This is a genomic window from Leeuwenhoekiella palythoae (genome assembly GCF_900130045.1).
Lineage (GTDB): Bacteria > Bacteroidota > Bacteroidia > Flavobacteriales > Flavobacteriaceae > Leeuwenhoekiella > Leeuwenhoekiella palythoae.
Map to the genome: position 1 here is coordinate 510,340 of NZ_FQXT01000002.1, position 24,084 is coordinate 534,423.

General features: G+C 40.9%; 27 protein-coding genes. 13 read left to right on the forward strand and 14 right to left on the reverse strand.

Features of this window, described 5'->3' with window-relative positions; genetic code table 11:
* Positions 1-59 precede the first annotated feature (59 nt).
* On the forward strand, positions 60-2,276 hold the full coding sequence (locus tag BUA96_RS05805) for a TonB-dependent receptor (protein ID WP_072981252.1): 2,217 nt from the start codon (positions 60-62) through the stop codon (positions 2,274-2,276).
* Between the two features lie 48 nt (positions 2,277-2,324).
* On the opposite strand, the gene BUA96_RS05810 is transcribed toward BUA96_RS05805, so the two are convergent.
* On the reverse strand, positions 2,325-2,774 hold the full coding sequence (locus tag BUA96_RS05810) for a Rieske (2Fe-2S) protein (RefSeq protein ID WP_233430613.1): 450 nt from the start codon (positions 2,772-2,774) through the stop codon (positions 2,325-2,327).
* 170 nt (positions 2,775-2,944) lie between these two features.
* On the opposite strand from BUA96_RS05810, the gene greA reads away from it, so the two are divergent.
* Both greA and BUA96_RS05820 read left to right on the forward strand, forming a co-directional pair.
* Positions 2,945-3,421 (forward strand): transcription elongation factor GreA, encoded by a 477-nt coding sequence (greA, locus tag BUA96_RS05815; protein WP_072981253.1) that lies wholly within the window; start codon positions 2,945-2,947, stop codon positions 3,419-3,421.
* An 8-nt stretch (positions 3,422-3,429) separates the two neighbouring features.
* Positions 3,430-3,819 carry an HIT family protein gene (locus BUA96_RS05820; protein ID WP_072981255.1) on the forward strand — a complete coding sequence of 130 codons (390 nt, stop codon included), beginning with the start codon at positions 3,430-3,432 and terminating at the stop codon, positions 3,817-3,819.
* On the opposite strand, the gene BUA96_RS05825 is transcribed toward BUA96_RS05820, so the two are convergent.
* Genes BUA96_RS05825 through BUA96_RS05835 form a run of 3 tightly spaced genes read right to left on the reverse strand, consistent with a single transcriptional unit; the run spans position 3,816 to position 5,943 of the window.
* Entirely contained in the window at positions 3,816-4,172 is a 357-nt protein-coding gene (locus BUA96_RS05825) for a hypothetical protein (RefSeq protein WP_072981256.1), read from the reverse strand. The two genes, BUA96_RS05820 and BUA96_RS05825, sit on opposite strands and share 4 nt — an antisense overlap.
* A 32-nt stretch (positions 4,173-4,204) precedes the next feature.
* Positions 4,205-4,792, reverse strand: coding sequence for an NUDIX domain-containing protein (locus BUA96_RS05830; RefSeq protein ID WP_072981258.1), 588 nt, complete (start codon positions 4,790-4,792; stop codon positions 4,205-4,207).
* On the reverse strand, positions 4,789-5,943 hold the full coding sequence (locus BUA96_RS05835) for a sensor histidine kinase (RefSeq protein WP_072981260.1): 1,155 nt from the start codon (positions 5,941-5,943) through the stop codon (positions 4,789-4,791). Before BUA96_RS05835 ends, BUA96_RS05830 begins: the two co-directional genes overlap by 4 nt.
* A 164-nt stretch (positions 5,944-6,107) precedes the next feature.
* Between BUA96_RS05835 and BUA96_RS05840 the strand changes: the two genes are divergently transcribed.
* From BUA96_RS05840 to aat, 3 genes are all read left to right on the forward strand, one after another.
* Positions 6,108-6,989: a flavin reductase family protein gene (locus BUA96_RS05840; RefSeq protein WP_072981261.1), complete on the forward strand. Its 882-nt coding sequence runs from the start codon at positions 6,108-6,110 to the stop codon at positions 6,987-6,989.
* 36 nt (positions 6,990-7,025) lie between these two features.
* On the forward strand, positions 7,026-7,403 hold the full coding sequence (locus tag BUA96_RS05845; RefSeq protein ID WP_072981263.1) for a DUF3127 domain-containing protein: 378 nt from the start codon (positions 7,026-7,028) through the stop codon (positions 7,401-7,403).
* A 280-nt stretch (positions 7,404-7,683) separates the two neighbouring features.
* Positions 7,684-8,322 (forward strand): leucyl/phenylalanyl-tRNA--protein transferase, encoded by a 639-nt coding sequence (aat, locus tag BUA96_RS05850; RefSeq protein WP_072981265.1) that lies wholly within the window; start codon positions 7,684-7,686, stop codon positions 8,320-8,322.
* Positions 8,323-8,396: 74 nt separating this feature from the next.
* Here the strand turns inward: aat and BUA96_RS05855 are convergent, their stop codons facing one another.
* Positions 8,397-8,972 (reverse strand): DNA-3-methyladenine glycosylase I, encoded by a 576-nt coding sequence (locus tag BUA96_RS05855; RefSeq protein WP_072981267.1) that lies wholly within the window; start codon positions 8,970-8,972, stop codon positions 8,397-8,399.
* A 143-nt stretch (positions 8,973-9,115) separates the two neighbouring features.
* On the opposite strand from BUA96_RS05855, the gene BUA96_RS05860 reads away from it, so the two are divergent.
* Positions 9,116-9,754 carry a thioredoxin family protein gene (locus BUA96_RS05860; protein WP_072981269.1) on the forward strand — a complete coding sequence of 213 codons (639 nt, stop codon included), beginning with the start codon at positions 9,116-9,118 and terminating at the stop codon, positions 9,752-9,754.
* Here the strand turns inward: BUA96_RS05860 and BUA96_RS05865 are convergent.
* The 5 genes from BUA96_RS05865 to BUA96_RS05885 form a co-directional block, all read right to left on the reverse strand.
* Positions 9,732-10,466, reverse strand: a complete 735-nt coding sequence (locus BUA96_RS05865; RefSeq protein ID WP_072981270.1) for a hypothetical protein — start codon at positions 10,464-10,466, stop codon at positions 9,732-9,734. The genes BUA96_RS05860 and BUA96_RS05865 overlap by 23 nt on opposite strands.
* 61 nt (positions 10,467-10,527) lie before the next feature.
* Positions 10,528-11,241 carry a tRNA pseudouridine(55) synthase TruB gene (gene truB, locus BUA96_RS05870; protein ID WP_072981272.1) on the reverse strand — a complete coding sequence of 238 codons (714 nt, stop codon included), beginning with the start codon at positions 11,239-11,241 and terminating at the stop codon, positions 10,528-10,530.
* Positions 11,242-11,268: 27 nt separating this feature from the next.
* On the reverse strand, positions 11,269-12,066 hold the full coding sequence (gene uppP, locus BUA96_RS05875; RefSeq protein ID WP_072981274.1) for an undecaprenyl-diphosphatase UppP: 798 nt from the start codon (positions 12,064-12,066) through the stop codon (positions 11,269-11,271).
* A gap of 10 nt (positions 12,067-12,076) precedes the next feature.
* Positions 12,077-12,352: a DUF3098 domain-containing protein gene (locus BUA96_RS05880; RefSeq protein WP_072981275.1), complete on the reverse strand. Its 276-nt coding sequence runs from the start codon at positions 12,350-12,352 to the stop codon at positions 12,077-12,079.
* A gap of 55 nt (positions 12,353-12,407) precedes the next feature.
* Positions 12,408-13,286 (reverse strand): cell division protein FtsX, encoded by an 879-nt coding sequence (locus BUA96_RS05885; protein ID WP_072981277.1) that lies wholly within the window; start codon positions 13,284-13,286, stop codon positions 12,408-12,410.
* 172 nt (positions 13,287-13,458) lie between these two features.
* On the opposite strand from BUA96_RS05885, the gene BUA96_RS05890 reads away from it, so the two are divergent.
* The 5 genes from BUA96_RS05890 to BUA96_RS05910 all read left to right on the forward strand — a co-directional run bounded on the left by BUA96_RS05890 (position 13,459) and on the right by BUA96_RS05910 (position 18,961).
* Positions 13,459-14,382, forward strand: a complete 924-nt coding sequence (locus tag BUA96_RS05890; protein WP_072981801.1) for a ketopantoate reductase family protein — start codon at positions 13,459-13,461, stop codon at positions 14,380-14,382.
* 202 nt (positions 14,383-14,584) lie between these two features.
* Positions 14,585-17,491: a leucine--tRNA ligase gene (leuS, locus tag BUA96_RS05895; RefSeq protein ID WP_072981279.1), complete on the forward strand. Its 2,907-nt coding sequence runs from the start codon at positions 14,585-14,587 to the stop codon at positions 17,489-17,491.
* 222 nt (positions 17,492-17,713) lie between these two features.
* Complete coding sequence (locus BUA96_RS05900) at positions 17,714-18,409, forward strand: zinc metallopeptidase (protein WP_072981281.1); 696 nt, start codon at positions 17,714-17,716, stop codon at positions 18,407-18,409.
* 82 nt (positions 18,410-18,491) lie between these two features.
* Positions 18,492-18,677, forward strand: coding sequence for a hypothetical protein (locus tag BUA96_RS05905; RefSeq protein WP_206633730.1), 186 nt, complete (start codon positions 18,492-18,494; stop codon positions 18,675-18,677).
* Complete coding sequence (locus tag BUA96_RS05910) at positions 18,665-18,961, forward strand: type II toxin-antitoxin system RelE/ParE family toxin (RefSeq protein ID WP_072981283.1); 297 nt, start codon at positions 18,665-18,667, stop codon at positions 18,959-18,961. Before BUA96_RS05905 ends, BUA96_RS05910 begins: the two co-directional genes overlap by 13 nt.
* Positions 18,962-19,025: 64 nt before the next feature.
* Here the strand turns inward: BUA96_RS05910 and tyrS are convergent, their stop codons facing one another.
* The gene (gene tyrS / locus BUA96_RS05915; protein WP_072981285.1) at positions 19,026-20,324 is read right to left on the reverse strand and encodes a tyrosine--tRNA ligase; all 1,299 of its coding nucleotides are present in this window, start codon (positions 20,322-20,324) and stop codon (positions 19,026-19,028) included.
* 190 nt (positions 20,325-20,514) lie between these two features.
* Here tyrS and BUA96_RS05920 point away from each other — a divergent pair, with 190 nt between their 5' ends.
* A complete protein-coding gene (locus BUA96_RS05920; RefSeq protein ID WP_072981805.1) occupies positions 20,515-21,543 on the forward strand; it encodes an NAD-dependent epimerase/dehydratase family protein in 1,029 nt (342 codons plus the stop codon).
* On the opposite strand, the gene BUA96_RS05925 is transcribed toward BUA96_RS05920, so the two are convergent.
* Genes BUA96_RS05925 through BUA96_RS05935 form a run of 3 tightly spaced genes read right to left on the reverse strand, consistent with a single transcriptional unit; the run spans position 21,518 to position 24,057 of the window.
* The gene (locus BUA96_RS05925; RefSeq protein WP_072981286.1) at positions 21,518-21,988 is read right to left on the reverse strand and encodes a DUF4296 domain-containing protein; all 471 of its coding nucleotides are present in this window, start codon (positions 21,986-21,988) and stop codon (positions 21,518-21,520) included. The genes BUA96_RS05920 and BUA96_RS05925 overlap by 26 nt on opposite strands.
* Positions 21,985-23,325, reverse strand: a complete 1,341-nt coding sequence (locus BUA96_RS05930; RefSeq protein WP_072981288.1) for a dihydroorotase — start codon at positions 23,323-23,325, stop codon at positions 21,985-21,987. The genes BUA96_RS05925 and BUA96_RS05930 overlap by 4 nt, the downstream gene beginning before the upstream one ends.
* Positions 23,326-24,057: a polyprenol monophosphomannose synthase gene (locus BUA96_RS05935; protein WP_072981290.1), complete on the reverse strand. Its 732-nt coding sequence runs from the start codon at positions 24,055-24,057 to the stop codon at positions 23,326-23,328.
* Between the last annotated feature and the right edge of the window lie 27 nt (positions 24,058-24,084).

Below are 24,084 nucleotides of genomic sequence, written 5' to 3' on the forward strand. Positions count from 1 at the left end.
TATATTAACTTTTAGTAACACAGAATAATTGCCCCTTTTATTCGTAAAACTTTTTACGAATGAAAACTCTTTTATTCGCCTGTGCTGCCACATTAACGACTTTTGGCGCACTCGCACAACAAACACCACAAGATTCTACCGATGTAGAAAAACTAGATGAGGTGCTGGTACAATCGGTACGTGTAGATGCAGACTCGCCCATTACGTACAGCAACCTGTCTAAAGCCGAGATCAACGAGCGCAATCTGGGACAAGACCTGCCTATTTTACTCAATTATTTACCTAGTGTAGTTACCACTTCAGACGCCGGCGCCGGTGTGGGCTATACCGGTTTTAGAGTGCGTGGTACCGGTAACCGTGGCATCAACGTCACTATTAACGGAATCCCGTATAACGATGCTGAAAGTCTGGGAACGTTCTTTGTGAACTTGCAGGATTTTAGTAGTTCTATCGAGAGCGTACAGTTGCAGCGTGGGGTGGGAACATCAACCAATGGTGCCGGAGCTTTTGGTGCCAGTTTGAATATTTTAACCGATGCGGCTACGCCGGAAGCTTATGCGGAAGTAAATGCTTCGGGAGGATCTTTTGATACACGTCGAGCTAATGTGAAATTTGGCACCGGACTTATAAATGATCATTTTAGTTTTTCCGGAAGACTTTCTGCTATAAAGTCTGATGGGTATGTAGATCGCGCCAGTTCAGACTTAAAATCCTATTACCTGCAGGGAGAATATCGCAATGAGAAAACCTTACTTAAAGCTGTTGTTTTTGGCGGTCACGAGGTGACTTACCAGTCATGGAACGGTATCGATGCACAGACTTTAGCGATGGACAGAACCTATAATCCTATAGGTTTTCAATACGATGACGACGGTAATTTTCAAGGTTTTTACGAAGATCAAGTTGATAATTACAAGCAAGATCACGTACAATTGCATTGGAATCAAAAATATGGCGGAGGCTGGTCAACACAGCTGAGTTTAAACTACACTATGGGACGTGGCTTTTTTGAAGAGTATGTAGACTCGTGGTATTATGCCAATGTCAATTTTTCTAGCGATGCTACTTTTGATTTTATCGGCTGGGAGCCTTATGAGGTTGATGGTGAATTACAAACTGATACTGACCTTATTCGCCGTCGCTGGCTAGATAACCGTTATTATGTGGCAAACCTGACAACCAATTATAAGTCAAATTCAGTTGATTTTGATGCCGGAGTTTTTGGTAGTATTTACAGTGGTGATCATTATGGTGAGATCACTTGGGCACGTTATTTTGCTCAAGATGAAGAGGCGGGTTACCGCTATTATTTTGGTACCGCAGATAAAAATGAGTTTACCACATTTGCTAAAGCGACCTGGCGTATTAACGATATGTGGAGTGTTTTTGGTGACCTTCAAGGACGTTTTATTAGTTATGAGACTGATGGGATCAATAGCGATATTGACGAATTTATTATCGATGAAAACTATTCGTTTTTCAATCCAAAAGCGGGACTAACGCTTACGCTGAATGAGGAAAATAAAATTTATGCCTCTTACGCCAGAGCCAATAGAGAACCCAGTCGTACCGATTTTGAAAATGGAAATCCGGTGCCGGAAACTTTAAATGATTTTGAGTTGGGCTACCGTTTTACTAAAGAACGTGCGCGTGTTTTTGCCAATCTGTATTTTATGGACTATCGCGATCAGCTGGTGCTTACCGGTGCGATTGATGATGTGGGAGCGCCCATTCGTCAAAATAGCGGTTCGAGCTATCGTTTAGGATTAGAGGTAGAAGCAGGATTTCAGTTGGGTCGTCAATTTGCGATCACGCCGAATATCGCTTTGAGTACCAATAAAAACAGAGACTTTTTCTTTCAGCGAGATGGAGAATTACAGAATTTAGGGAATACCAATATTTCATTTTCACCCGAAATCATAGCCGGAAACCGACTTGATTTCTTTCCGGTGCAAAATTTGCGCTTGTCGTTACTTTCTAAATATGTGGGCGAACAATATTTAGGAAACATTGATGCGGAAAGTTCTAAGCTTGATGCGTACTTCATCAATGATTTTAACGTGCAGTATGACCTGAAGAATATAGGCTTTGCAAAACGCGTTACGCTAACAGCGTTGGTCAATAATATCTTTAGTGAAGAATATGTTTCTAACGGGTATTTCTTTACCTACGATGACGACTTCTCAAATCCGGGAACGGTGACTACCATTGAAGGAGCGGGATATTATCCGCAGGCAAAAATCAACTTTTTAATAGGAGCCACGGTACGATTTTAGGGGTTCGTACCAGAAGCTGAAAAGCCGGCAATTGCCGGCTTTTTCTATTTAATAAGACACGTTGATGAGGTTGCCGTTCTCTGCAACCCGATATTCAATAAGGGTGTACGGTAATTCCTGAGCGGTATCTTGCCCGGTAAAAAGAGTATAGGTATTTTCTTCACAAGGGCATGTAGCTTCGGTGCCATTTAAAGTCATCGTCGAGCAGCTATTAGGAACGTGATTGGGGTCTGTTGCCTCCCAAGCGCGAATTCCTGCACCGGTATTGATAACAAATATTCCGCGGATGCCTACACCAGATACGTAAACCGAATTCCCGGGGAATTGCAACTGACTATATTCCGGAAGGTTGGTATTAAGATTTACGCTAAAAGAAATAGGATTTACATTGGGATTGTTGATGCGGTTATCATCAGAACTACAGCTTTGTAAAACCACGCTAAAAGCCAAAAAACAAAGCAGCAACTTGGTGCGAAAGAAAAAATTAGGGTTTATCAATTTAGAAAAATTTAGAAGTAACAATTAATAAATTCGTATATTAGCAACACTTAATCCCGTTTCTAATGGGATTTTTTGTGTTTATAAGCGAGCTCGAAACTTCAGCTCTGTAAACATTAAATTTTTAAACGAAAAATACACACAGTCATTGTGCATTAATAAACGAAGTTATGAGTAAAGTATCATACTATACAGCAGAAGGATTAAAAAAATTGAAAGACGAGCTGAATCAGCTTAAAGATATTGAACGCCCAAAGGCTTCTCAGGCAATTGCCGAAGCGCGTGATAAAGGAGATTTGAGTGAGAATGCTGAGTATGATGCTGCTAAAGAAGCTCAGGGAATGCTAGAAATGCGCATTTCTAAGATGGAAGAGCTTGTAGCTAATGCCCGTATCATTGATGAGTCTCAGCTAGATACTTCTAAAGCTTTAGTACACTCTACCGTAAAAATTAAAAATCAAACTAACGGAATGCAGATGACCTATAAACTGGTTGCGCAAAGTGAAGCCGATCTAAAAAGCGGAAAGATCTCTGTAGATTCTCCTATAGGTAAAGGCTTACTTGGTAAAAAAGTAGGTGAAGTAGCAGAAATCAGTGTTCCAAACGGAACGATGAAATTTGATATTTTAGAAATAACCAGAGATTAAGACTTACTATGGCTTCTATTTTCACAAAGATCATCAATCGCGAAATTCCTGGACATATTGTTGCCGAAGATGAGCAACATATTGCAATATTAGACATTAACCCTAACGCAAAAGGGCACACGCTATGTATTCCTAAGAAGGAGGTCAACAAGATTTTTGATTTGCCCGAAGCAGAATATATGGCACTTATGGCATTTAGCCGAAAAGTAGCTAAGGCTTTAGAAAAAGTAGTGCCTTGTGAGCGCATTGGTGTTTCTGTGATAGGTCTAGAAGTACCACACGTTCACGTGCATTTGATTCCGCTTACAACAATGGAAGACGCGCGCTTTATTAGTAAAACAAAACTTGCTCAAGAAGAATTTGAGGCGCTTGCGCAGCAGATTCAAGCAGCTTTTTAAGCGGCCATTTTCAATCTGTAAATAGCAAAAGCGGCAGCCGCAGCAACCACTACAATTGCAATCAGAATGATAATTGCTAGAGGTTTAAAACGCGTATACGTCTCAGGATTGCCTATCCTTTTTAAGTTGTAAAGGTATACGCGGTCAATTTCGTCTGTCCACAATCCCGGATAAATTTGTGATGAACAGTGACTGCAATGCAGTTCGCCTTTTACTTCCTTAGTGGCTTTAGTAAGCAACTTGTTATCTTCGATCTTGTTATAAAACGTAAAGCTTAACCCATCTTGCGCATAACATTTTGGGCAGTTATTGCGCAGTTTAGACTCGCCAAATTTTACGAAAGAAGAAGCCATATGCAGAGGTTGGTTGGTGGCGCAAAAATAACCTATTTCATAAGATCTGCCAGATTAATTTGTGCGTATTGCAGGAGCATTATAGTTTTGGCATCTTTAATTTCTCCTGTTTTTATCAATGCTAAGGCATCCTGAAAGCTATATTCAAGAACCTCAATATTTTCGGTTTCATCAACGGCACCACCGCCTTCTGATACTTTTTGACTTTCAGAATATGCTGCGATAAAGAAATGCAAAATTTCGGTTACAGATCCCGGAGACATATAGGATTCAAAGACTTTTTCAACTGTTTTGATTCTGTAGCCGGTTTCTTCCTCGATTTCTTTAATGATTGCCGTTTTTGGGTCATTTTCGTCTAACAATCCGGCGCAGGCTTCGATCATCATCCCATCGCTGTTTTTGTTGAGATAGGTAGGCATTCTAAACTGCCGCGTGAGAATCACGGTTTTTTGATCTGGATTATACAACAGCACTACCGCACCGTTTCCGCGATCATAAGCTTCGCGCGATTGGTGTTCCCAAGTGTTCTGATTGTTGAGATATTCAAAGTCTACTTTGTTTAGCGTATACCAATTGTCAGAAAGTATACTGACTTTCATATTTCTTACCTTATCATTCATTCGTCTATAAGTTTAAGCGCTATTTGAAAGGTGGTCCCTTTGTTGAGTTCGCTATGCAACACGCGTACTTGTCCGTCGTGATATTCCTCAATTATACGTTTGGTTAACGAGAGGCCAAGACCCCAACCTCGTTTTTTTGTAGTATAACCCGGTTCAAAAATGGTATTGAAGTTCATTTTTGGGATTCCTTTACCGGTGTCTTTTATCAAGATTTTTGCAAAGCGGGTGTCGCGTTTAACGGTTAGTGTGAGCTTTCCTTTACCCTTCATGGCATCAATGGCATTTTTTACCAGGTTTTCAATACTCCACGCATAGAGTTCTTTGTTGAGCATTACAAAAAGTTGCCCCTGCGGAACATCGATCTCAAAATCGATGAGCTTAGAACTGCGATTAGCTAAATATTCAAAGGCTTCTTGGGTTTCGGTAATGATGTTTTTGGGATCAAGCTTCGGGATACTGCCTATTTGAGAAAACCTTCCGGTGATGGTTTCTAGGCGGTTTATATCTTTATTGATCTCCTCAATATAATCGGGGTTTACTTGTTCGGCTTTTAAAATTTCGGTCCATCCTACAAGTGAAGAAAGCGGCGTGCCTATTTGATGCGCAGTTTCTTTAGCCATTCCTGCCCAAAGCGAGTTTTGTTCTGAAGCTTTTGAGGTGGCGTAAAAGAAATAAATTACCGCGATAAAAAGAATTACAATAATCACCAATACCACCGGGAAAAACTTCAATTGATTGATCACCGGGGAGTGCCCATAATACGCATACCAGAGTTCACCACCCAAAATATCAATGCGTATAGGATCATTTTCGGTGGCCATTTCCAGCAGTAATTCTTGAGATCTAATAGGGTTTTCAAGAATATTTTCGGGGATATTGATGCTGTTTACAATACTGTCCTTATAATCTGTAATGATTATGGGAATGTATTGATTTTTAGAATTTATCTTCTGGCTCAGGGCGTAATACTGGTTGATGTCTTCAGTATTAAAGGCTTCCATAGAAGTGGCCCAGATTTCCATACGGTCCCGTTCTGCCTGCTTGAGTTGGTCAAAAAATAAGGAGACATTCCAAAGAATAAGCGCGGTTATAACTACCGCTGCAAAAATGATAAACCAGCGGATAAAACGCTGATCTTTATTAAAATTCATAGGGTTCGTTTCTTTGAAGCTCGTGTTAACAAAAAGCCTTTGTTTAGCTGCGCTGTTCTAAAGCAGATACAACTTGGCATTTGAAATAAATATAAAGTATTTTGAATACAATTATTGTTTTCAAAACGGTTTTAAGAATACTATCGTATGCCTACCTTTGCCAAATGAGCACCGAAACACTTTCTATAGACCCTAAAACTTCAGAAAATGCCAGAGTTTATGGTCTTTTATCTGCTGCTGTGGGGCCACGCCCTATTGCTTTTGCAAGTACTTTAGATGCCGAGGGTAAACCTAATCTGGCGCCGTATAGCTTTTTTAATGTGTTTAGCTCTAATCCGCCAATTGTTGTGTTTTCTCCGGTGCGTAGGGGGAGAGATAACACCACAAAACATACGCTAGATAATATTCTTGCAACCAAAGAAGTGGTGATCAATGTGGTGAATTATGCTATGGTACACCAGATGTCGCTGGCCAGCACTGAATATGAAACCGGTGTAGACGAATTTATAAAAGCAGGTTTCAGTAAAGAGCTTTCAGAAGCGGTAAAGCCTTTTCGTGTGAAAGAAGCGCCTGTGCAATTGGAGTGCAAGGTAAATGAAGTTGTGGCTTTAGGAACTGAAGGTGGTGCGGGAAACTTAGTCGTTTGCGAGGTGCTTAGAATTCATATTCAAAAGGCTGTGCTGACCGAAGCAGAAACCATTGACGAGCACAAAATTGATCTTGTGGCGCGTATGGGAGGCAACTGGTACACACGGGCGATAGAAGGTATGTTTGAAGTGCCAAAGCCGCTGCGCAATCTTGGTGTAGGTGTAGATGCCTTGCCGGAAGCTATAAGATTAAGCACCGTGCTTAGCGGAAACGACTTGGGAAGGCTAGGTAATATTGAGGCTTTACCAGATGAAGAAGCTGTAAAGGCATTTTTATCAGAAAATGAGGATTTAAAAGAAGTGGTGAGCTCTGGAAATCAAGAGCAATTGCATCAAGCAATTAAAGAATTAGTAAATCAAGATAGAACGGGCGATGCCTGGAAATTAATTTTAGCCTAATTTTAAAAGGCTTATCATATAAACAAAACAACAGAAATGGAAGTACAGGGAAAAATTAAATTGATTGGAGACGTACAAACCTTTGGGAACAATGGTTTTAGAAAGCGCGAAGTTGTTGTAACTACCGAAGAGCAATATCCACAGCCTATAATGGTTGAGTTTGTGCAAGATAAAACCGACTTGCTAAACAACTTTAATGTAGGGCAAAACGTAAAAATAAGCATCAACTTAAGAGGTCGCGAGTGGGTGAATCCACAAGGTGAGACAAAATATTTTAATAGCATTCAAGGATGGCGAATTGAAAGTCTTGAAAGCGCTGCGCCTTCTGCTGGAATACCTCCGGTACCACCGGCAGACCAGTTTGAGCCTGCTTCAGATTTTGATGATGACGATCACGACGATCTGCCTTTCTAAAAAGCACGTTAAACACATGTAAAACCCTCGATACTTTTAGTAAGTTTCGGGGGTTTTGAGTTTTTTTTGATAATCAAATTTTATGCGCTGTTAGCCTTAAGACAGTTCAGAGCATAAAAAAAAGCTCTTGAAATTAAGAGCTTTTAATTGGTTTTAGGTGAACCTATTTATAAACTAAAAAAGCAATGATGAACAAAATTTTAAATAGGCTCTCATAAATTTCGGCAAAAAATCGGAATTATTCAAAATATTATACTTGTTTTTATTAAAATCATAAAGCATCATTTTTATTAATTCGTCTCAGCCGTTTCCTGATCATCATCTTGCTGATGAAGATGGTCTCCTTGCCGTGGGTGCAGATTTGAGTCCGGCGCGCTTGATCGATGCGTATAGTCAAGGAATTTTTCCTTGGTATAATGATGGTCAGCCGGTTTTATGGTGGTCGCCTGATCCCAGAATGGTGTTGAAACCTCAGGAAGTACACATTTCAAAGTCAATGAGAAAAGTGTTGCGCGACGCAAAGTTTAAGGTGACTTACAATACGCATTTTCTAGACGTAATTTTAAATTGTAAGCGCATCAAACGAGATGATCAAGACGGTACGTGGATCACAAACGAAATGGTCGAAGCCTATTTAAACCTACATAAATTGGGTTATGCAGAGTCTGTAGAGGTATGGCAGGATGAGGTTCTCGTAGGAGGGTTGTATGGCGTAAATCTCAAAGAAAAACAGGTTTTTTGTGGTGAAAGTATGTTTGCAAAAGCAAGTAATGCCAGCAAAGTTGCGCTAATCTCTTTAGCGCACAAGCTTGCACAGCAAGACTATAAACTTATCGACTGCCAAGTATATACAACTCATCTGGAAAGTTTAGGAGCAAGAGAAATTACCAGAGAAGCGTTTCTGTCTTATTTACGTTAGGTTTTATTCGTCGAAAAAGCTCTGAGCCTAGTTATGAACTAACCGGTAATGTTCTAATAAATGACTTACAAACTTTATTGGAGTTTGCTTACTTCAGCATATCTAAAGCAATTCACTTCGTGATCGTTAACCATACCGGTAGCTTGCATATGCGCATAAACCACAGTTGAACCGGTAAATTTAAAACCACGCTTTTTTAGGTCTTTTGATAAGGCATCACTAATTGCGGTAGTTGCCGGCGCTTCTTTATAATTTTTTACCGAATTCTGAACAGGCTTGTGATTTACAAAACTCCAGATGTATTTAGAAAAACTACCGAATTCTTCTTGAATTTTTATAAAAGCTTGAGCATTGCTCACCGTAGCTTTTACTTTTAATTTATTTCTGATGATTCCGGGGTTTTGAAGAAGTTCTTCAAGCTTGACATCAGAATACGCTGCGATCTTTTTATAGTCAAAAGCATCAAGCGCTTCACGAAAGTTTTCGCGCTTGCGCAAAATAGTGATCCAGCTTAACCCTGCCTGAAAAGTTTCTAAGATCAAAAATTCAAAGATGGTTTGATCGTCATAGACGGGGACGCCCCATTCTTGATCGTGGTACGCTTCATAAAGTGGATCGCCCACACACCAGCCACATCTGTGTTTTGTCATAATTCAAAGTAAATTACTTCAAGGCAAGCCTCCGAGTATTAATCCCTTTGGCGGAGCCAATTGAAAATTAAAGGTAGACATTTTGAGTTGTTCTTAGGTACTGCGCTTTGTAAGTTGATTCAAAAAACACCGACTTTTGCTTTATGACGATTACAACCTTAGAACGACAAGAGCTGGTAACTGAAGCTCGCAAAAATGCCTTAACCTACGCAGATTACCGAATTTTGGTAGCCAAACACGCCCAATCTTTCACAAGCACCGGGCATACGCAAACCGAAGCTTTATCAAATTATACCGTACTTAATGACCGCCGTATGAAGCGCTGGGATAAAACTTTAAAGTTCACTCCGGCCCAAGAAGATGAATTGAAAAACTATACAAGACCGGTAAATTGGTTAGTGCTTACTGAAAGTTGGTGTGGCGATGCTCCTGCGGCAGTGGCCGTAATGCATAAAATGGCTGAACTACAGCCGGCCATAAATTTCAAGTTGGTCTTGCGTGATGATCACCCGCAATTGATGGATGCCTTCTTGACCAATGGTGGAAAAGCCATACCAAAATTGATCGTGCAGAATCCAGAGAATAATGCTGTGGTGACAAGTTGGGGTTCGCGTTCTAAGGCTGCACAGCAACTTGTGACAGATTTTAAAGCGGAAAATGAAACGATAACACCGGAGTTTATTAACACGCTTCAGAAATGGTATAATGATAATAAAGGACAAGCTGTGGTTGAAGAACTGCTTGCGATCTTAAAAGAATTTAACCTTGAAACTCAAAACTGATCGAGCCTAATTGCGAATCGCGTGTGCTTTTGTTAAAAATAGCTTGTTGCGCGTATTCTAAAGCTTGATCTACAAGGCAACCGTTTGCGGTGGTTGAGGCGCTCTTATTAAACGTGACTTTAGTCACACCGCCTACGCCGTTCACCTGAATATTGATCACCACGCGCCCGGTAGCATCGCACGTATACACGGGATTAGGAATTTGAATCGCATTGCGCTCTTTGAGTTGATAAGTAACCGTACTGCGTCGATAGCTTGAGGTATTTACTTTAGAAACTTCTTTAGCGTCGTCTGATGTGCCGGCAGACTGCTGCGCAGCACGCTTTTGACGCAACATTGCGATGCGTTCCCGATAATCAGGAAATGCCTCGTCATCGCCGTCTGTATCCTCAGAAGGGTCTGCAGTTTCCGTGTCGCTTTTTAAGGCATTTTCTACTTCATTTTGCTGGCTAAAAAATCTATTAGCTTCGCGCACCAAGCGACTACTGCTTTGCGCTTGATTAGTGATTTCTTGGGATTGTGGCTGTTCTTCTTCGGTTTGTTCCAGAAGTTCTTCTTCTGGCAGCTCCTCTGCAATAATCGGGATGGGAATAAATTCTTCTACCTGTGACGTGTCGTAAGGCTTGATGGTAAAAAATAGAAAAACTACCGCAAGAATACTGGCACCGCTAAAGGTGATCAACATCGCTTTATCTTGAGGAGACAGTTTCATCAATGCAAAATTACAAAAACGTAGTATGCGTGGCTGTTAAACAAAACGGAAGAGCTGTTAACTAATTGTTTGAAGTTTCAGCTTGTTTTAAAGCGGCCTCAAAGCTTTCTAAAGAGGTAGCATCTTTTACATTAAAATCACCAATTTTTGTTCTTCGCAAAGCGGAAAGATGTCCGCCGCTATTTAATGCTTTTCCAAAATCGTGTGCTAATGACCTGATGTACGTTCCTTTACTACAACGCACCCTAAAATCAACTTCAGGAACTTCGATTCGGGTGATTTCAAATTCTGAAATTTCAACGGTTCTGCTGGGAATTTCAACTTCCTCCCCGGCGCGTGCAAACTCATATAAGCGTTTTCCGTCTTTCTTCAACGCAGAAAAAACCGGCGGTTGCTGCTGTATGCTTCCTGTAAATTGAGCGGTAGTTTTTTTTATGAGTTCGTCATTCAAATGAGCTGTAGAGAAGGTTTGATCAATCTCCGTTTCCAGATCATAAGAAGGCGTCGTAGCACCTAATACAATGGTGCCGGTATATTCTTTCTCTTGTCCCATAAATTCTTCAATACGTTTGGTGAATTTACCGGTGCAAATGATAAGCAAACCAGTGGCCAAAGGGTCTAAAGTACCTGCGTGGCCTACTTTGATCTTTTTGATCTTAAAGGTTTTGCGGATCAACCAGCGCACTTTGTTTACCAGTTGAAATGAGGTCCAATTGAGCGGCTTGTCAAAAAGTAAAACCTGACCTTCTTTAAAATATTCTTCGGTAAACTGCATAAAATGTTTTTGTAATTCTTCGGTTTTCTAAAGGTTATAGTACCCAAAACCAACCGCGATAATCCCAACGATAAGGCAATATATGGCAAACCACGAGAGCTTACTCTTTTTAACCAATTTGATCATCCAGGTACAAGCGATAAGTCCGCTAACGAAGGCAGCAACAAAACCTATAGACAGCGCAGTAAAATTACCAGATTCGGTAGTGATCTCTCCGCTTAGCAGGTCTTTTGCGATCTTCCCGAAGATCAACGGAACCACCATTAAAAAGGAAAAACGTGCGGCTTTGCTTTTGTCATTCCCCAATAAAACCGAAGTCGAGATCGTAGCGCCACTTCTGGAAATCCCCGGAAGCATAGCAATAGCTTGCGCGATACCAATGGTAAAAGCATTGCTGTAGCTAACCGGCTTTTGGGTGTCTTTAGCCTTATCTGCCAGCCATAATAAAAGCGCGGTAATGATAAGCATCATTCCTACAAGCAGAATGTTTCCGCCAAAAAGACTTTCTAATTGTTCTTCAAAAAACAACCCGATGATCACAGCGGGAATCATCGAGATGATGATTTTTACAGCAAACTGCGTTTCTTCATTCCATTTAAACTGAAACAAGCCTTTAAGAATATCAAGAATATCTTTTCTAAAAACTACCAGCGTACTGAGTGCTGTTGCAAAGTGTAAAACTACAGTAAAAAGAAGGCTTTCTTCTGGCAGAGTACTGTCGCCTAAAATGGCTTTTCCTAGTTCAAGATGACCGCTTGAAGAAACCGGTAAAAATTCGGTAAGACCTTGAATGATCCCAAGGATTATCGCGTCAATTATATCCATTTAATTCTTGTTAATTGGCGTTTTTCTTCTTATCAGGATTCAGTAAGATCGCATATACTTCAATCCCAAAACCAATCAACACCAGCGCCGGAGCAAGACGTATACGTCTCCAGTTATAAATCTCCGGATTAAATACCGTAGGATCATCACTACCGCCGCCAGACATCAAGATAAAACCAAGAGCGATCACACCCAGGCCTATCAACATCACCTTGTAGTTTTTCTTCTTAAAAATAAAACTGCTACGGTGCAGTTCATTTTGTTTTTTTCGTTTTTGTTCTCCCATGCTTAAAAGGGTTAAAATTATGTTTTGAAAGGGCTTTTGATCTAAAAGCTCTTCTCTAATAATAAAGTTCGTCTGTTCTTAAATTCAAGAAACGCTGAGTAGCCAAAAAGGTACTGAACCAAGTAATCAGTACACTTGCCAGAAAAACACCTACGAACAATATAGCCAGAATCACGGGGTCTGCCAGCAATTCTAACTCAGGGAAGGTTTGGTTTAAATAATAAAGAACAGCGGCCATACCTGCGAGTGCGATTACTGCGCCTACCATTCCTAATTTCATACTCAGCCAGATAAACGGGCGGCGAATGAATCCTTTGGTCGCGCCCACCATTTGCATCGTTTTAATCGTAAAACGCTTAGAATATACTGAAAGACGTATCGCAGAGTTGATGAGCAATACCGCAATAAGTGTAAACACACCACTAATGACCATCACCCACAAACTTATTTTTTTGATGTTATCGTTAAGCAGCGAGATCAGAGGCTGGTCATAATTTACTTCTTCTACAAAGTCTTTGGCGAGCAAATTATCTGCGATTTCTTTAACCTGAGCCGCATCGACAAAATCGGCTTTGAGATATACGTCAATGGAATTTTGCAGCGGGTTGTAGCCCAAAAAGTCCATAAAATTCTCACCTATTTCTTTGCTGTGTTCTTCGGCAGCTTCATCTTTAGAAACAAACTGCGTCGACTTAGTGTAATCGGCTAGTGCAAGCGTTTTTTCAAGTTGTTTGATCTCAACATCTTTGGCGTCATCTTTTAGGTAGATCGTCAATGCGATCTGTTCTTTAAAATGATCGGCAACTTTTTTAGAGTTGAGCACAAGAAGGCCTAGCAATCCCAATAAGAAAAGTACCAGCGCAATACTTAAAATCACCGAAAAATACGAGGAGATCAGTCTGCGACGTTGAAACTTTTCAAAAGATGATGCCATGCTGCTGCGTAAAATTTAATGCGATTAGAGGACAAAAATACTAAAGTTCGTGCTTCTTAAACGTACACTTGGCGCATTTTGTATTTTTATACTGAAGCATTTCACGCGTTTAGCACCAGCACTGGCGTTAGCTGTTAAAAATGAAGTGTTTAACTCTAAATTGTACTGGTTTATGAATATTTTAATCTACGGAATAGGTGGCGTTGGAGGCTATTTTGGCGGAAAACTCACTAAAACTAAAAATCACGTGACGTTTATCGCCCGCGGAAAACATCTGGAAGCAATTCAAAAAAACGGATTAGAAGTCACAAGTTATAAAGGTGATTTTGTAGCTGAACCCGATTTGGCTACTGACGATTTAAACGAAATTCCAACGCCTGATCTTGTGATTTTAGGAGTAAAATCTTGGCAGGTTCCCGAAACCATCGAAGCTTTGAAGCCATATGTAAAAGCCGAAACATTATTTCTGCCGTTACAAAACGGAGCTTCAAATGCTGAAAAAATCCTTGAGGTGTTGCCTGATGCTCAAGTTTTGGGCGGTCTATGTAGAATAGTTGCTTTTAAAGACGGTCCCGGAAAAATTAAGCATCCCACTTTTGAACCAAGCATCACCTTTGGCGAACTCGACGGAAGCCTTTCTGAACGCGCAAAAGAACTTCAAGCACTTTTTGAAGAAGCAGGTTTTACAGCCCATTTGGTTGAAGATATTCAAGTAGAGATCTGGAAGAAATTCTTATTCATTTGCACCATAAGCGGGATTGGCGGTTTGACACGCGTGCCTATGGGTAAAATACGTTCGAGCGCCTATTTGTTTAAAATGATGCAAGACACCGCAAAGGAGATTTTTAATGTCGCCAAAGCAAAAGGAATTGCACTTACCGAAAAGCATATGGAGGCAGTTTTTGAGGCGATCCAGAATCAAGGAGCAGAGGTGACCGCTTCTACGCAACGCGATATTATGGAAGGCAAACCCAGCGAACTCAACAACTTTAACGGCTACATTGTGCGCGAAGGAAAGCGTCTCGGCGTTTCTGTGCCGGTAAACGAGATGATCTTTGAGTGTTTATTGCCAATGGAAAAAGAGGCAAGATCCTAGAAAACCTCGAGTAAACTCCCTCAGGGCTGACTCACGTGGCATTCGTTCCGAACAAATTTTCAATTTCTTGGCATCCCGAAAGCTTTCGGGACGGAGTATTTAACCCCTTGGCGGTGCCAAAAAACCGGTCTGCTTAAATCGCTTTTAAATCGTTAAATTTGCCGCTCATTAAAATGCGCAGTGCGCAAAGCAATACACGGTAATGAACTACGATTTTAACGCGATAGAAAAAAAATGGCAAAAGTACTGGAGTGATCAGGGTACTTTTCAGGCAAAAAATAACAGCGAAAAGCCAAAATATTATGTGCTCGATATGTTTCCATATCCATCAGGTGCAGGACTGCACGTAGGGCATCCGCTGGGATATATTGCCAGTGATATTTATGCGCGTTACAAGCGTCATCAAGGTTTTAATGTGTTGCATCCGCAGGGGTATGACTCGTTTGGACTTCCGGCTGAGCAATATGCCATTCAAACCGGGCAACATCCGGCAATTACTACCGAAACTAACATTGCACGTTATCGCGAGCAATTGGATAAAATAGGATTTTCATTCGACTGGAGGCGCGAAGTGCGCACTTCAAATCCTGAGTATTATAAATGGACGCAGTGGATTTTTATTCAGCTTTTTGAAAGTTGGTATAACAACGATACCAATCAGGCAGAGCATATTGACACGCTGATCGCTAAGTTTGAGGCCGAAGGAAATGCTTCGGTAAATGCAGTATGCGACGAGGATGTTGAAGCTTTTACTGCTGAAGATTGGAATTCTGCTTCCGCGAAAGCAAAACAAGAACTTCTTTTAAAATATAGATTAACCTACCTGGCAGAAACCGAAGTAAACTGGTGCCCTGCGTTGGGTACGGTTTTGGCAAACGACGAGATCGTAAACGGCGTTTCAGAACGTGGCGGGCATCCTGTGGTGCGCAAAAAAATGACGCAGTGGAGTATGCGCATCAGCGCTTATGCGCAGCGTTTGCTAGACGGTTTGCAAGATATCGATTGGCCACAGCCGCTTAAAGACTCGCAAACCAACTGGATCGGGCGTTCAAAAGGTGCCTCCGTTCAATTCAAAATTCAGAATTCAGAATTCAAAATTGAGGTGTTTACCACCCGCCCCGATACTATTTTTGGGGTGACGTTTATGACGCTTGCGCCAGAGTTAGATCTTGTAAAAGAAATAACAACTCCAGAGCAAAAAGCTGAGGTTGATGCCTATATCGAAGCGACTGCAAAGCGCAGCGAGCGCGAGCGTATGGCCGATGTAAAAACCATTTCGGGTGCATTTACCGGTGCCTATGCCGAGCATCCGTTTACAAAAGAGCCGATTCCGATCTGGATAGGTGACTACGTGTTGGCCGGTTATGGAACCGGTGCTGTAATGGCGGTTCCTTGTGGAGATCAACGCGACTGGGATTTTGCAACGCATTTCAACATTCCGATCAAGAATATTTTTGACGGAGTCGATATCAGCGAGCAAGCCTATGCTGAAAAGGATAAAACGCCTTTAAAAGATTCAGATTTCTTAAATGGACTGGCATACAAGCAAGCGTTGCCAAAAGCGATTGAAGCATTAGAAAAATTAGGTGCCGGAAAAGGGAAAGTAAATTACCGTTTGCGCGACGCGGTGTTTAGCCGTCAGCGTTATTGGGGAGAGCCGTTCCCGGTGTATTATGTAGATGGAATGCCTCAAATGATTGATGCAGCGCATTTACCTATTCACCTGCCGGAAGTAGAAAAATATTTGCCTACCGAAGAAGGTGAGCCGCCACTAGGCCGCGCCGAAGTTTGGGCGTGGGATACCAAAACCCATGCAGTCGTGAGCAATAACAAGATCGATCACGAGACTGTTTTTCCTTTAGAATTGAATACGATGCCGGGTTGGGCAGGAAGTAGCTGGTATTTCTTTAGGTATATGGAGAAAGCTTTACGCGACGAAGCTTTTGCTTCAAAAGAAGCGATGGAGTATTGGCAAAATGTAGACCTCTACATTGGAGGTAGCGAGCACGCCACTGGGCATTTATTATACAGCCGTTTTTGGGTGAAATTCTTAAAAGATCGTGGTTTTGCTCCGGTTGAAGAGCCTTTTAAAAAGCTGATCAATCAGGGAATGATTTTGGGGGAGAGTGCTTTTTTATATAGGCTAAGTTCAAATCCGGAATTTTTTGTTTCGTTTGAAATAGTAAAGGATTATTTGAATGACGAAACTAATAAGAAAGCTGTGAATACGATCTTGTCATACACAGGAGATAATTCTATTAGCTTTAATAAGATTCACGTTGATGTAAATCTTGTTGATACCTCGAACTGTCTTAACGTAATAGAATTTAGAAATTGGCAACCAGAATATCATTCGGCAAAATTCATTACTTATGATAATCAAACAGTAAAAGTATCACGCGAAGTCGAAAAAATGTCTAAATCCAAATACAACGTGGTGAATCCCGATGATATTTGTGAGGAGTACGGGGCAGATACACTGCGCATGTACGAGATGTTCTTAGGTCCGTTAGAGCAGGCCAAACCTTGGAATACCGCAGGAATTACGGGAGTACATAACTTCCTTAAAAAATTATGGAAGCTGTACCATCAAGTAGATAAAGCTGGAAATTTAGGCGATTTTGAGGTTTCCGATGCTCGGGCTTCTAGGGAGGCGATGAAAACCTTGCACAAGACCATCAAAAAGGTACAGGAAGACATTGAGAACTTCAGTTTTAATACTTCGGTTTCTACGTTTATGATTGCAGTTAACGAACTCGCAGCTGCAAAATGCAATAACCGTGAAGTGTTGGAGCCGTTGGCTGTTTTGATTTCGCCTTATGCGCCACACATCGCAGAAGAATTGTGGATTTTACTCGGTCACGACGAGTCGATCGCTACTGCTGCCTTCCCGGAGTTTGATGAAAAGCATCTGGTAGAAAGCAGTAAAGAATATCCGATCTCGTTTAACGGTAAAATGCGTTTTACGATGGAACTTCCGTTAGATCTTTCAAAAGAAGAAATCGAAAAAGCAGTTCGTGCGCACGAGAAAACACAGGAGTATTTAGGCGGTCGCGAACCGAAAAAGGTGATCGTGGTTCCCGGTAAAATCGTGAACTTCGTAGGCTGATTTTTGAAATCAGAAATTCAAAATTAGAAATACGAAGTTTTAGTATTTTGTAATTCTTAAGGTCTCATCGAGCGCAGTCGAGATGCTTATTTGTTCAACAGTACATAGTTCTCGACTGCGCTCGAACTGACAGTGAAAGGTTTTGTCAAAACGGCAGCAGAAATTTTCGGCTTATTTTTTGTTTATATTGGTTAGTTTTAAAAACAACTTAAATACAAAGCTATGATGGGATATTATATACTTATTGGTGCGATTGCATTGGTAAGTTGGCTAGTAAGCAATAAATTAAAAAGTAAGTTTAAAGAATACTCTCAGGTTCATCTACAAAATGGAATGAGTGGGGCAGAGATCGCGCGTAAAATGCTTAGCGATAATGGAATTACTGATGTAAAAGTGATCTCGGTGCAAGGGCAGTTGACAGACCATTATAATCCTGCCAAGAAAACCGTTAATTTGAGTGAACCTGTATATAATCAGCGCAATGCTGCTGCAGCTGCCGTTGCTGCACACGAGTGCGGTCACGCAGTGCAGCACGCAAAGGCCTATAGCTGGCTAACGATGCGTTCAAAACTGGTGCCTGTGGTGAGTGTTGCATCGCGTATGTCTATGTTTGTGATCATTGGAGGAATCGTTTTGATGTCGATCATTGGCTCTGGTTTAGGAATGACCGTTGCGATTATCGGGCTTGGTTTATTTGCTATGGGAACCTTGTTTTCATTCATTACCCTTCCGGTTGAATATGATGCAAGTAATCGTGCATTGGCTTGGTTAGAATCGGCAAATATGTTAACGCCAAGAGAACACGACGGAGCCAAAGATGCTTTAAAATGGGCTGCCAGAACTTATGTTGTAGCTGCGATTGGTTCACTTGCAACCTTGTTATATTTCGCTTTACAAATTTTTGGCGGAAGACGTTAAGCACGTAACGCCTATAAAAATTTAAAACCCATTCCATTTAAACGGAATGGGTTTTTTGTGTAACTTACTAAATAAAGAAAGGATGATGTTGACAAAAGCACACTTAAAAAAGCAAATAGATAGTCTTCCTGACGAGTTTTCTATTGATGAGCTTGTAGAGCGGTTATTCTTAATTGAAAAAATTGAAAATGCAGACAGGCAGTCTGAAGCTGGTGAGGTGTTAACTGAAAATCAATTAATGCAAGAATTGAACAATTGGTTCAAATAAATTGGACATATCGAAGCAAAATTGATTTAGAAGATATTTTTGATTATATCTCAAGAGACTCAAAAAAATATGCTCAAATACAAATTTTGAGAATTTTGAAACGGACTCAAATATTAAAGAAACTGCCTTATTCGGGAAAAGTTATTATCGAAATTCCCAAAGATGATTTGAGGGAATTAATTGAAGGTAATTACAGAATAATTTATAAGATTGTTTCAGACTCTAGGATTGATATTTTGACTGTTCATCACTCATCAAGAGACTTGACGAGAAGAAATTTATAAATAACAAAAAAGCCTCAAACAAGAATCCTGTTTGAGGCTTTTCGCTTCTACTTATATTCTCTATTTAATCAAGAATGCGAATCACAAAGTAATTCTTCTTTCCGCGTTGTAAGAGTACAAAGCGATCGTTGATCAAATCATCTGTAGTGATGGTAAAATCTTCGGCTACTTTTTCCTGATTTACAGAAATTGAATTCTGTTTTAAAGCGCGTCTTGCTTCTCCGTTAGATTTTAAAAATCCGGTTTTTTCTGCAAGTGCATTTACCATATCTAAGCCTGCTTCAATCTCACCACGGCTTACTTCCGCTTGCGGAACTCCTTCAAAAACATCTAAAAAGGTTTTCTCGTTAAGCGCTTTTAGGTTTGCAGCTGTAGATTTTCCGAAGAGAATTTCTGAAGCTTTTACCGCGTTCTCATAATTTTCAACACCATGAGTGCTTATGGTTACTTCTTCTGCCAGGCGCTTTTGCAAAGCACGCTGATGCGGCGCTTCCTGATGCTCTGCGATAAGATTCTCAATTTCCTCTTTTCCTAAGAACGTGAAAATCTTAATGTATTTTGCTGCATCCTCGTCGCTGGTATTCAACCAATATTGGTAAAATCTATACGGAGAAGTGCGTTCTGCATCTAACCAAATATTACCACCGGCAGTTTTCCCAAATTTTGTTCCGTCTGCTTTGGTAATCAGCGGGCAAGTCATTGCATACGCTTTTCCGCCGCCAATTCTGCGTACCAATTCGGTTCCTGTAGTGATGTTTCCCCACTGGTCGCTTCCACCCATTTGCAGCGTTAGATCTTTCTCACGATATAAGTGTAAAAAGTCATAACCCTGAACGAGTTGGTAGGTAAATTCAGTAAAACTCATTCCTTCCGCAGATTCTGCAGATAGACGTTTTTTAACCGAATCTTTAGCCATCATATAGTTTACGGTGATGTGTTTACCCACATCGCGTATAAACTCCAGAAAGCTAAAATCTTTCATCCAGTCGTAGTTGTTCACAAGAACCGCTGCGTTTTCTTCATCAGAATCAAAATCCAGAAAGCGCGATAATTGCTCTTTAATGGCTTCCTGATTGTGACGCAAGGTTTCTTCATCAAGCAGATTACGCTCATCAGATTTTCCTGAAGGATCGCCAATCATACCCGTGGCACCACCTACAAGCGCAATAGGTCTGTGACCGCTTGCCTGAAAATGTTTGAGCATCATAACGCCCACAAGGTGACCTATGTGAAGCGAGTCTGCAGTTGGGTCGATCCCCACATAAGCAGATCGCATCTGTTCCATAAGGTGTTCTTCAGTCCCGGGCATCACATCGTGAATCATCCCACGCCATTGCAGTTCTTCAACAAAATTGGTAATCATAATTGCTAGTTTACGCGCCAAACGCGATTTAAAATCTTTTTTTCTTAGTGCTACGATTATTGACGAAAATAATTCAGTTTCTAAAATCGTAACGACGAGTCAACTCGTGACCATTTATAAGCCTGCAAATATAAATATAATGCGCAAAGCTTGGCAGCAAGAATAGAAGAATATGCCTAACTTCGTAGCTATGATTTTAGTAACGGGAGGTACCGGTTTAGTGGGCTCGCATTTGTTGTGGCAATTGGTTGCGCAAGGCGAAAATAAGATTCGTGCGATTTACAGAACCGAAGCTAAAATTAAAGCGGTAGAAGCGCTTTTTCAATGGAAAAATGAACGTGAAGGAACTGATGAGTTTAAGGCTGATTTTTGGCAGATCGAATGGCTTCAGGCAGATGTAACTGATATTCCTGCATTAACCGAAGCATTCGCGGAAATAACTAGAGTTTACCATTGTGCTGCGCTGGTTTCTTTTAATCCTAAACGTTTTGACGAACTTCAAAAGAACAATGTTGAAGGTACGGCGAATATTATCAATTTATGTTTAAAGCATCAAGTTGAAAAATGCTGTTATGTGAGCTCTGTGGCGGCTTTGGGAGATAGTGTAAAAGCAATTACTGAAGAAACGCACTGGGAAGCCAATAAAGAAAATAGCGTTTATGGTATTTCAAAATTCGCTTCAGAAATGGAAGTCTGGCGCGGTACCCAAGAGGGTCTCGACGTGGTGATCGTGAATCCGGGAGTGATTTTGGGAGAAGGCTTTTACGACAGTGGAAGCGGTACGATATTTAAACAAATTGCAAACGGACTAAAATTTACAGTTCCCGGTGCTACAGGATTTGTTGATGTCGTTGATGTAGTGCGCGCGATGATCGCTTTAATGCAAAGCGATGTGCTTAATGAACGTTTCATTCTGGTAGGACATAATCTTGCTTTTGAAACCGTATTGAAAAAAACAGCGACAGCCTTAGGAGTAAAGGCTCCGTCTAAAATGCTTAAGAAATGGCAGCTTGATCTCGCTTGGAAAATAGATTGGTTTTTAAGTCTTTTTGGTAAACGGCGTCAGCTTACCAAAAGCACCGCTAAATCTGGGTATACAAAAACCGTTTATGAGGCGGAAAAACTAAAAACTCCCTTTCCTGAATTTGAGTACACTCCTATAGAAACTACACTCAGCCGAGTTGCAAAACATTTTAACTACTCACAGGAGCTAAAATAGAATCGTTTTCGAGTTCGATATCAGGGCGAGGTTGATTGGCTTTTTTAATGGAATCTCTTCTGCGTTTGCTTTCTTCAATACGTATGCTGTCTAGATCATTTTGCTCAAACTGAATCTCATCACGTTGTGCGGTCAAACGCGCATTGACCTCTTCCCAAATCGACGTGTATTCATTAAAGTTTACGCTGTAGTAGTCAATACTTTGAGCGAGTTGTAGACTGTCAACGTCGTATTTGTCATAGATAAAAGTATCTGGCTCTAAGCCTAAAGCACGCATATCGTTTACGCTATAGGTTTTTAAAGCACGTAAGAGCGAAATATCATATAAGATATCCGTCATTTTCTCCCGCTCAATAAAATTGTCAGGCTTTTTTGGGCGCTCAATATCGTGGCAGCTCACGACTGCCAAAACAACTAAAAGCAAAATGTAGCCTTTTTTGATCATCGATTAAAAGTTAAACGCTTGCCGTGCTTCTCATCGTATACCTTAAAATTCTTATACGCCAATTGGCCATTGACAAAAGTATGAGAGATGCGGGATTTAAAAGTGTTTCCTTCAAAAGGAGACCATTTGCATTTATAGAGAATATTGTCTGTGGTTACCGTCCACGGATTGTTTAAATCTACTAAAACAAGATCAGCATAATAACCGGGTTTGATATACCCACGTTTTTCAACTTCAAAAAGAATGGCCGGATTGTGGCACATTTTTTCAACGATCTTCTCCAGGCTAATTTTGCCTTCGTGATACTTTTCAAGCATTGCCGGTAACGCGTGTTGTACTAGAGGTCCGCCGCTAGGTGCTTTAGTGTAAACGTTTTGCTTTTCTTCTAACGTATGCGGGGCGTGATCTGTAGCAATCACATCTAGGCGATCATCAAGTAAAGCTTCCCATAACGCTGCCCGGTCTGTTTTTTTCTTTACTGCCGGATTCCATTTTATGAGGGTTTGCTTGTCTTCATAGTCTTCATCAGAAAACCAAAGATGGTGAATACAAACCTCGGCTGTGATCTTTTTATCCTTTAATGGAATTTTATTGCTGAAAAGCTCCATTTCTTTCGCTGTAGAAAGGTGAAAAACATGCAGACGTGCACCGGTTTCTTTAGCTAAAGCGATCGCTTTTGAAGAAGATAGATAGCAGGCTTCTTCGCTGCGAATAATAGGATGCATATTAATAGGAATATCGTCACCATAGCGCTCTTTATAAATCGCAAGATTTTTCTTGATCGTTTCTTCATCCTCACAATGCACCGAAATTACAAGATCTGTGCTCTTAAAGATTTCTCGTAGCACTTCTTCATCATCAACGAGCATGTTTCCGGTAGAGCTTCCTAAGAAAAGTTTGAGGCCGGCAACTTTTGATTTATCAACCTTCTTTATTTCAGAAAGGTTATCGTTAGTCCCGCCAAACATAAACGAGTAGTTGGCATGTGAGGTTTCGGCAGCACGCGTAAATTTTTCCTCTAATTTTTCGATAGTGGTTGCCTGAGGAATCGTATTAGGCATCTCAATGAACGAAGTGATTCCGCCGGCTACGGCTGCGCGAGATTCAGACCCAATGGTTGCTTTATGCGTGAGGCCGGGTTCTCTAAAATGTACCTGATCATCGATCACCCCGGGTAAAAGGTGTTTTCCTTCGGCATCAAAAACATGTACATCCGGACCTTTAACACTAAGGTTTTGGCTTATTTCAACAATAATTCCGTGTTCTATGTAAACGTCGCCACGCATAATGGTGCCTTCATTTACGATATGTGCATCTTTGATCAGTACCTTTTCCATCTATATATCGTAACTTTTAAAAAGACTTTTAAACTTCATTCCTAAAACGCCAAAAACGGCTTCACTAAAAATACCGGTGCTCATCTTGCTGGTGCCTTTAGTGCGATCAACAAATATTACCGGTACTTCAATAATTTTAAAACCAAGTAAATGCGCTTTGAATTTCATTTCAATCTGAAACGCATAACCTACAAACTTGATTTTGTCGAGCGTTATTTTTTCTAAAACTTCACGTTTATAGCAAATAAAACCTGCGGTCGTATCTGCAATATCTAAGCCAGTTATAAATCTAACATATTTTGACGCGATGTATGACATTAAGACGCGTCCCATAGGCCAGTTTACTACATTGACTCCGGTTTTGTATCGCGAACCAATGGCTAGATCTGCACCGCCTTTAGCACAAGCGTTATACAGTCTGATCAGGTCATTGGGGGCGTGAGAGAAATCTGCATCCATCTCAAATATGTATGCATAATCTCGTTCCAGAGCCCATTTGAATCCTGCGATGTATGCCGTGCCTAAGCCATTTTTGCCGGGACGCTCAAGCAGGTGTATTTGACCTATAAATTCCTGCTGTAAATTCTTGACCAATGCGGCGGTTCCGTCTGGCGAATTGTCATCAACAACCAAAACCTCAAACGCGCGTTGCTGCGCAAAAATATTACGCACCAACTTTTCAATATTTTCAGCTTCGTTGTAGGTGGGAATTATGACGAGCGAACCTGCCATCGTTGTGTGATTTATGCGCAAATGTAA

What these genes read in the sequence shown, in the direction of transcription:
- BUA96_RS05805 (WP_072981252.1), top strand. Translation starts at nt 60, where the DNA reads ATGAAAACTCTTTTATTCGCCTGTGCTGCCACATTAACGACTTTTGGC.
- greA (WP_072981253.1), top strand. Translation starts at nt 2,945, where the DNA reads ATGAGTAAAGTATCATACTATACAGCAGAAGGATTAAAAAAATTGAAA.
- BUA96_RS05820 (WP_072981255.1), top strand. Translation starts at nt 3,430, where the DNA reads ATGGCTTCTATTTTCACAAAGATCATCAATCGCGAAATTCCTGGACAT.
- BUA96_RS05825 (WP_072981256.1), bottom strand. Translation starts at nt 4,172, where the DNA reads ATGGCTTCTTCTTTCGTAAAATTTGGCGAGTCTAAACTGCGCAATAAC.
- BUA96_RS05830 (WP_072981258.1), bottom strand. Translation starts at nt 4,792, where the DNA reads ATGAATGATAAGGTAAGAAATATGAAAGTCAGTATACTTTCTGACAAT.
- BUA96_RS05835 (WP_072981260.1), bottom strand. Translation starts at nt 5,943, where the DNA reads ATGAATTTTAATAAAGATCAGCGTTTTATCCGCTGGTTTATCATTTTT.
- BUA96_RS05840 (WP_072981261.1), top strand. Translation starts at nt 6,108, where the DNA reads ATGAGCACCGAAACACTTTCTATAGACCCTAAAACTTCAGAAAATGCC.
- BUA96_RS05845 (WP_072981263.1), top strand. Translation starts at nt 7,026, where the DNA reads ATGGAAGTACAGGGAAAAATTAAATTGATTGGAGACGTACAAACCTTT.
- BUA96_RS05855 (WP_072981267.1), bottom strand. Translation starts at nt 8,972, where the DNA reads ATGACAAAACACAGATGTGGCTGGTGTGTGGGCGATCCACTTTATGAA.
- BUA96_RS05860 (WP_072981269.1), top strand. Translation starts at nt 9,116, where the DNA reads ATGACGATTACAACCTTAGAACGACAAGAGCTGGTAACTGAAGCTCGC.
- BUA96_RS05865 (WP_072981270.1), bottom strand. Translation starts at nt 10,466, where the DNA reads ATGAAACTGTCTCCTCAAGATAAAGCGATGTTGATCACCTTTAGCGGT.
- truB (WP_072981272.1), bottom strand. Translation starts at nt 11,241, where the DNA reads ATGCAGTTTACCGAAGAATATTTTAAAGAAGGTCAGGTTTTACTTTTT.
- uppP (WP_072981274.1), bottom strand. Translation starts at nt 12,066, where the DNA reads ATGGATATAATTGACGCGATAATCCTTGGGATCATTCAAGGTCTTACC.
- BUA96_RS05880 (WP_072981275.1), bottom strand. Translation starts at nt 12,352, where the DNA reads ATGGGAGAACAAAAACGAAAAAAACAAAATGAACTGCACCGTAGCAGT.
- BUA96_RS05885 (WP_072981277.1), bottom strand. Translation starts at nt 13,286, where the DNA reads ATGGCATCATCTTTTGAAAAGTTTCAACGTCGCAGACTGATCTCCTCG.
- BUA96_RS05890 (WP_072981801.1), top strand. Translation starts at nt 13,459, where the DNA reads ATGAATATTTTAATCTACGGAATAGGTGGCGTTGGAGGCTATTTTGGC.
- leuS (WP_072981279.1), top strand. Translation starts at nt 14,585, where the DNA reads ATGAACTACGATTTTAACGCGATAGAAAAAAAATGGCAAAAGTACTGG.
- BUA96_RS05900 (WP_072981281.1), top strand. Translation starts at nt 17,714, where the DNA reads ATGATGGGATATTATATACTTATTGGTGCGATTGCATTGGTAAGTTGG.
- BUA96_RS05905 (WP_206633730.1), top strand. Translation starts at nt 18,492, where the DNA reads ATGATGTTGACAAAAGCACACTTAAAAAAGCAAATAGATAGTCTTCCT.
- tyrS (WP_072981285.1), bottom strand. Translation starts at nt 20,324, where the DNA reads ATGATTACCAATTTTGTTGAAGAACTGCAATGGCGTGGGATGATTCAC.
- BUA96_RS05920 (WP_072981805.1), top strand. Translation starts at nt 20,515, where the DNA reads ATGATTTTAGTAACGGGAGGTACCGGTTTAGTGGGCTCGCATTTGTTG.
- BUA96_RS05925 (WP_072981286.1), bottom strand. Translation starts at nt 21,988, where the DNA reads ATGATCAAAAAAGGCTACATTTTGCTTTTAGTTGTTTTGGCAGTCGTG.
- BUA96_RS05930 (WP_072981288.1), bottom strand. Translation starts at nt 23,325, where the DNA reads ATGGAAAAGGTACTGATCAAAGATGCACATATCGTAAATGAAGGCACC.
- BUA96_RS05935 (WP_072981290.1), bottom strand. Translation starts at nt 24,057, where the DNA reads ATGGCAGGTTCGCTCGTCATAATTCCCACCTACAACGAAGCTGAAAAT.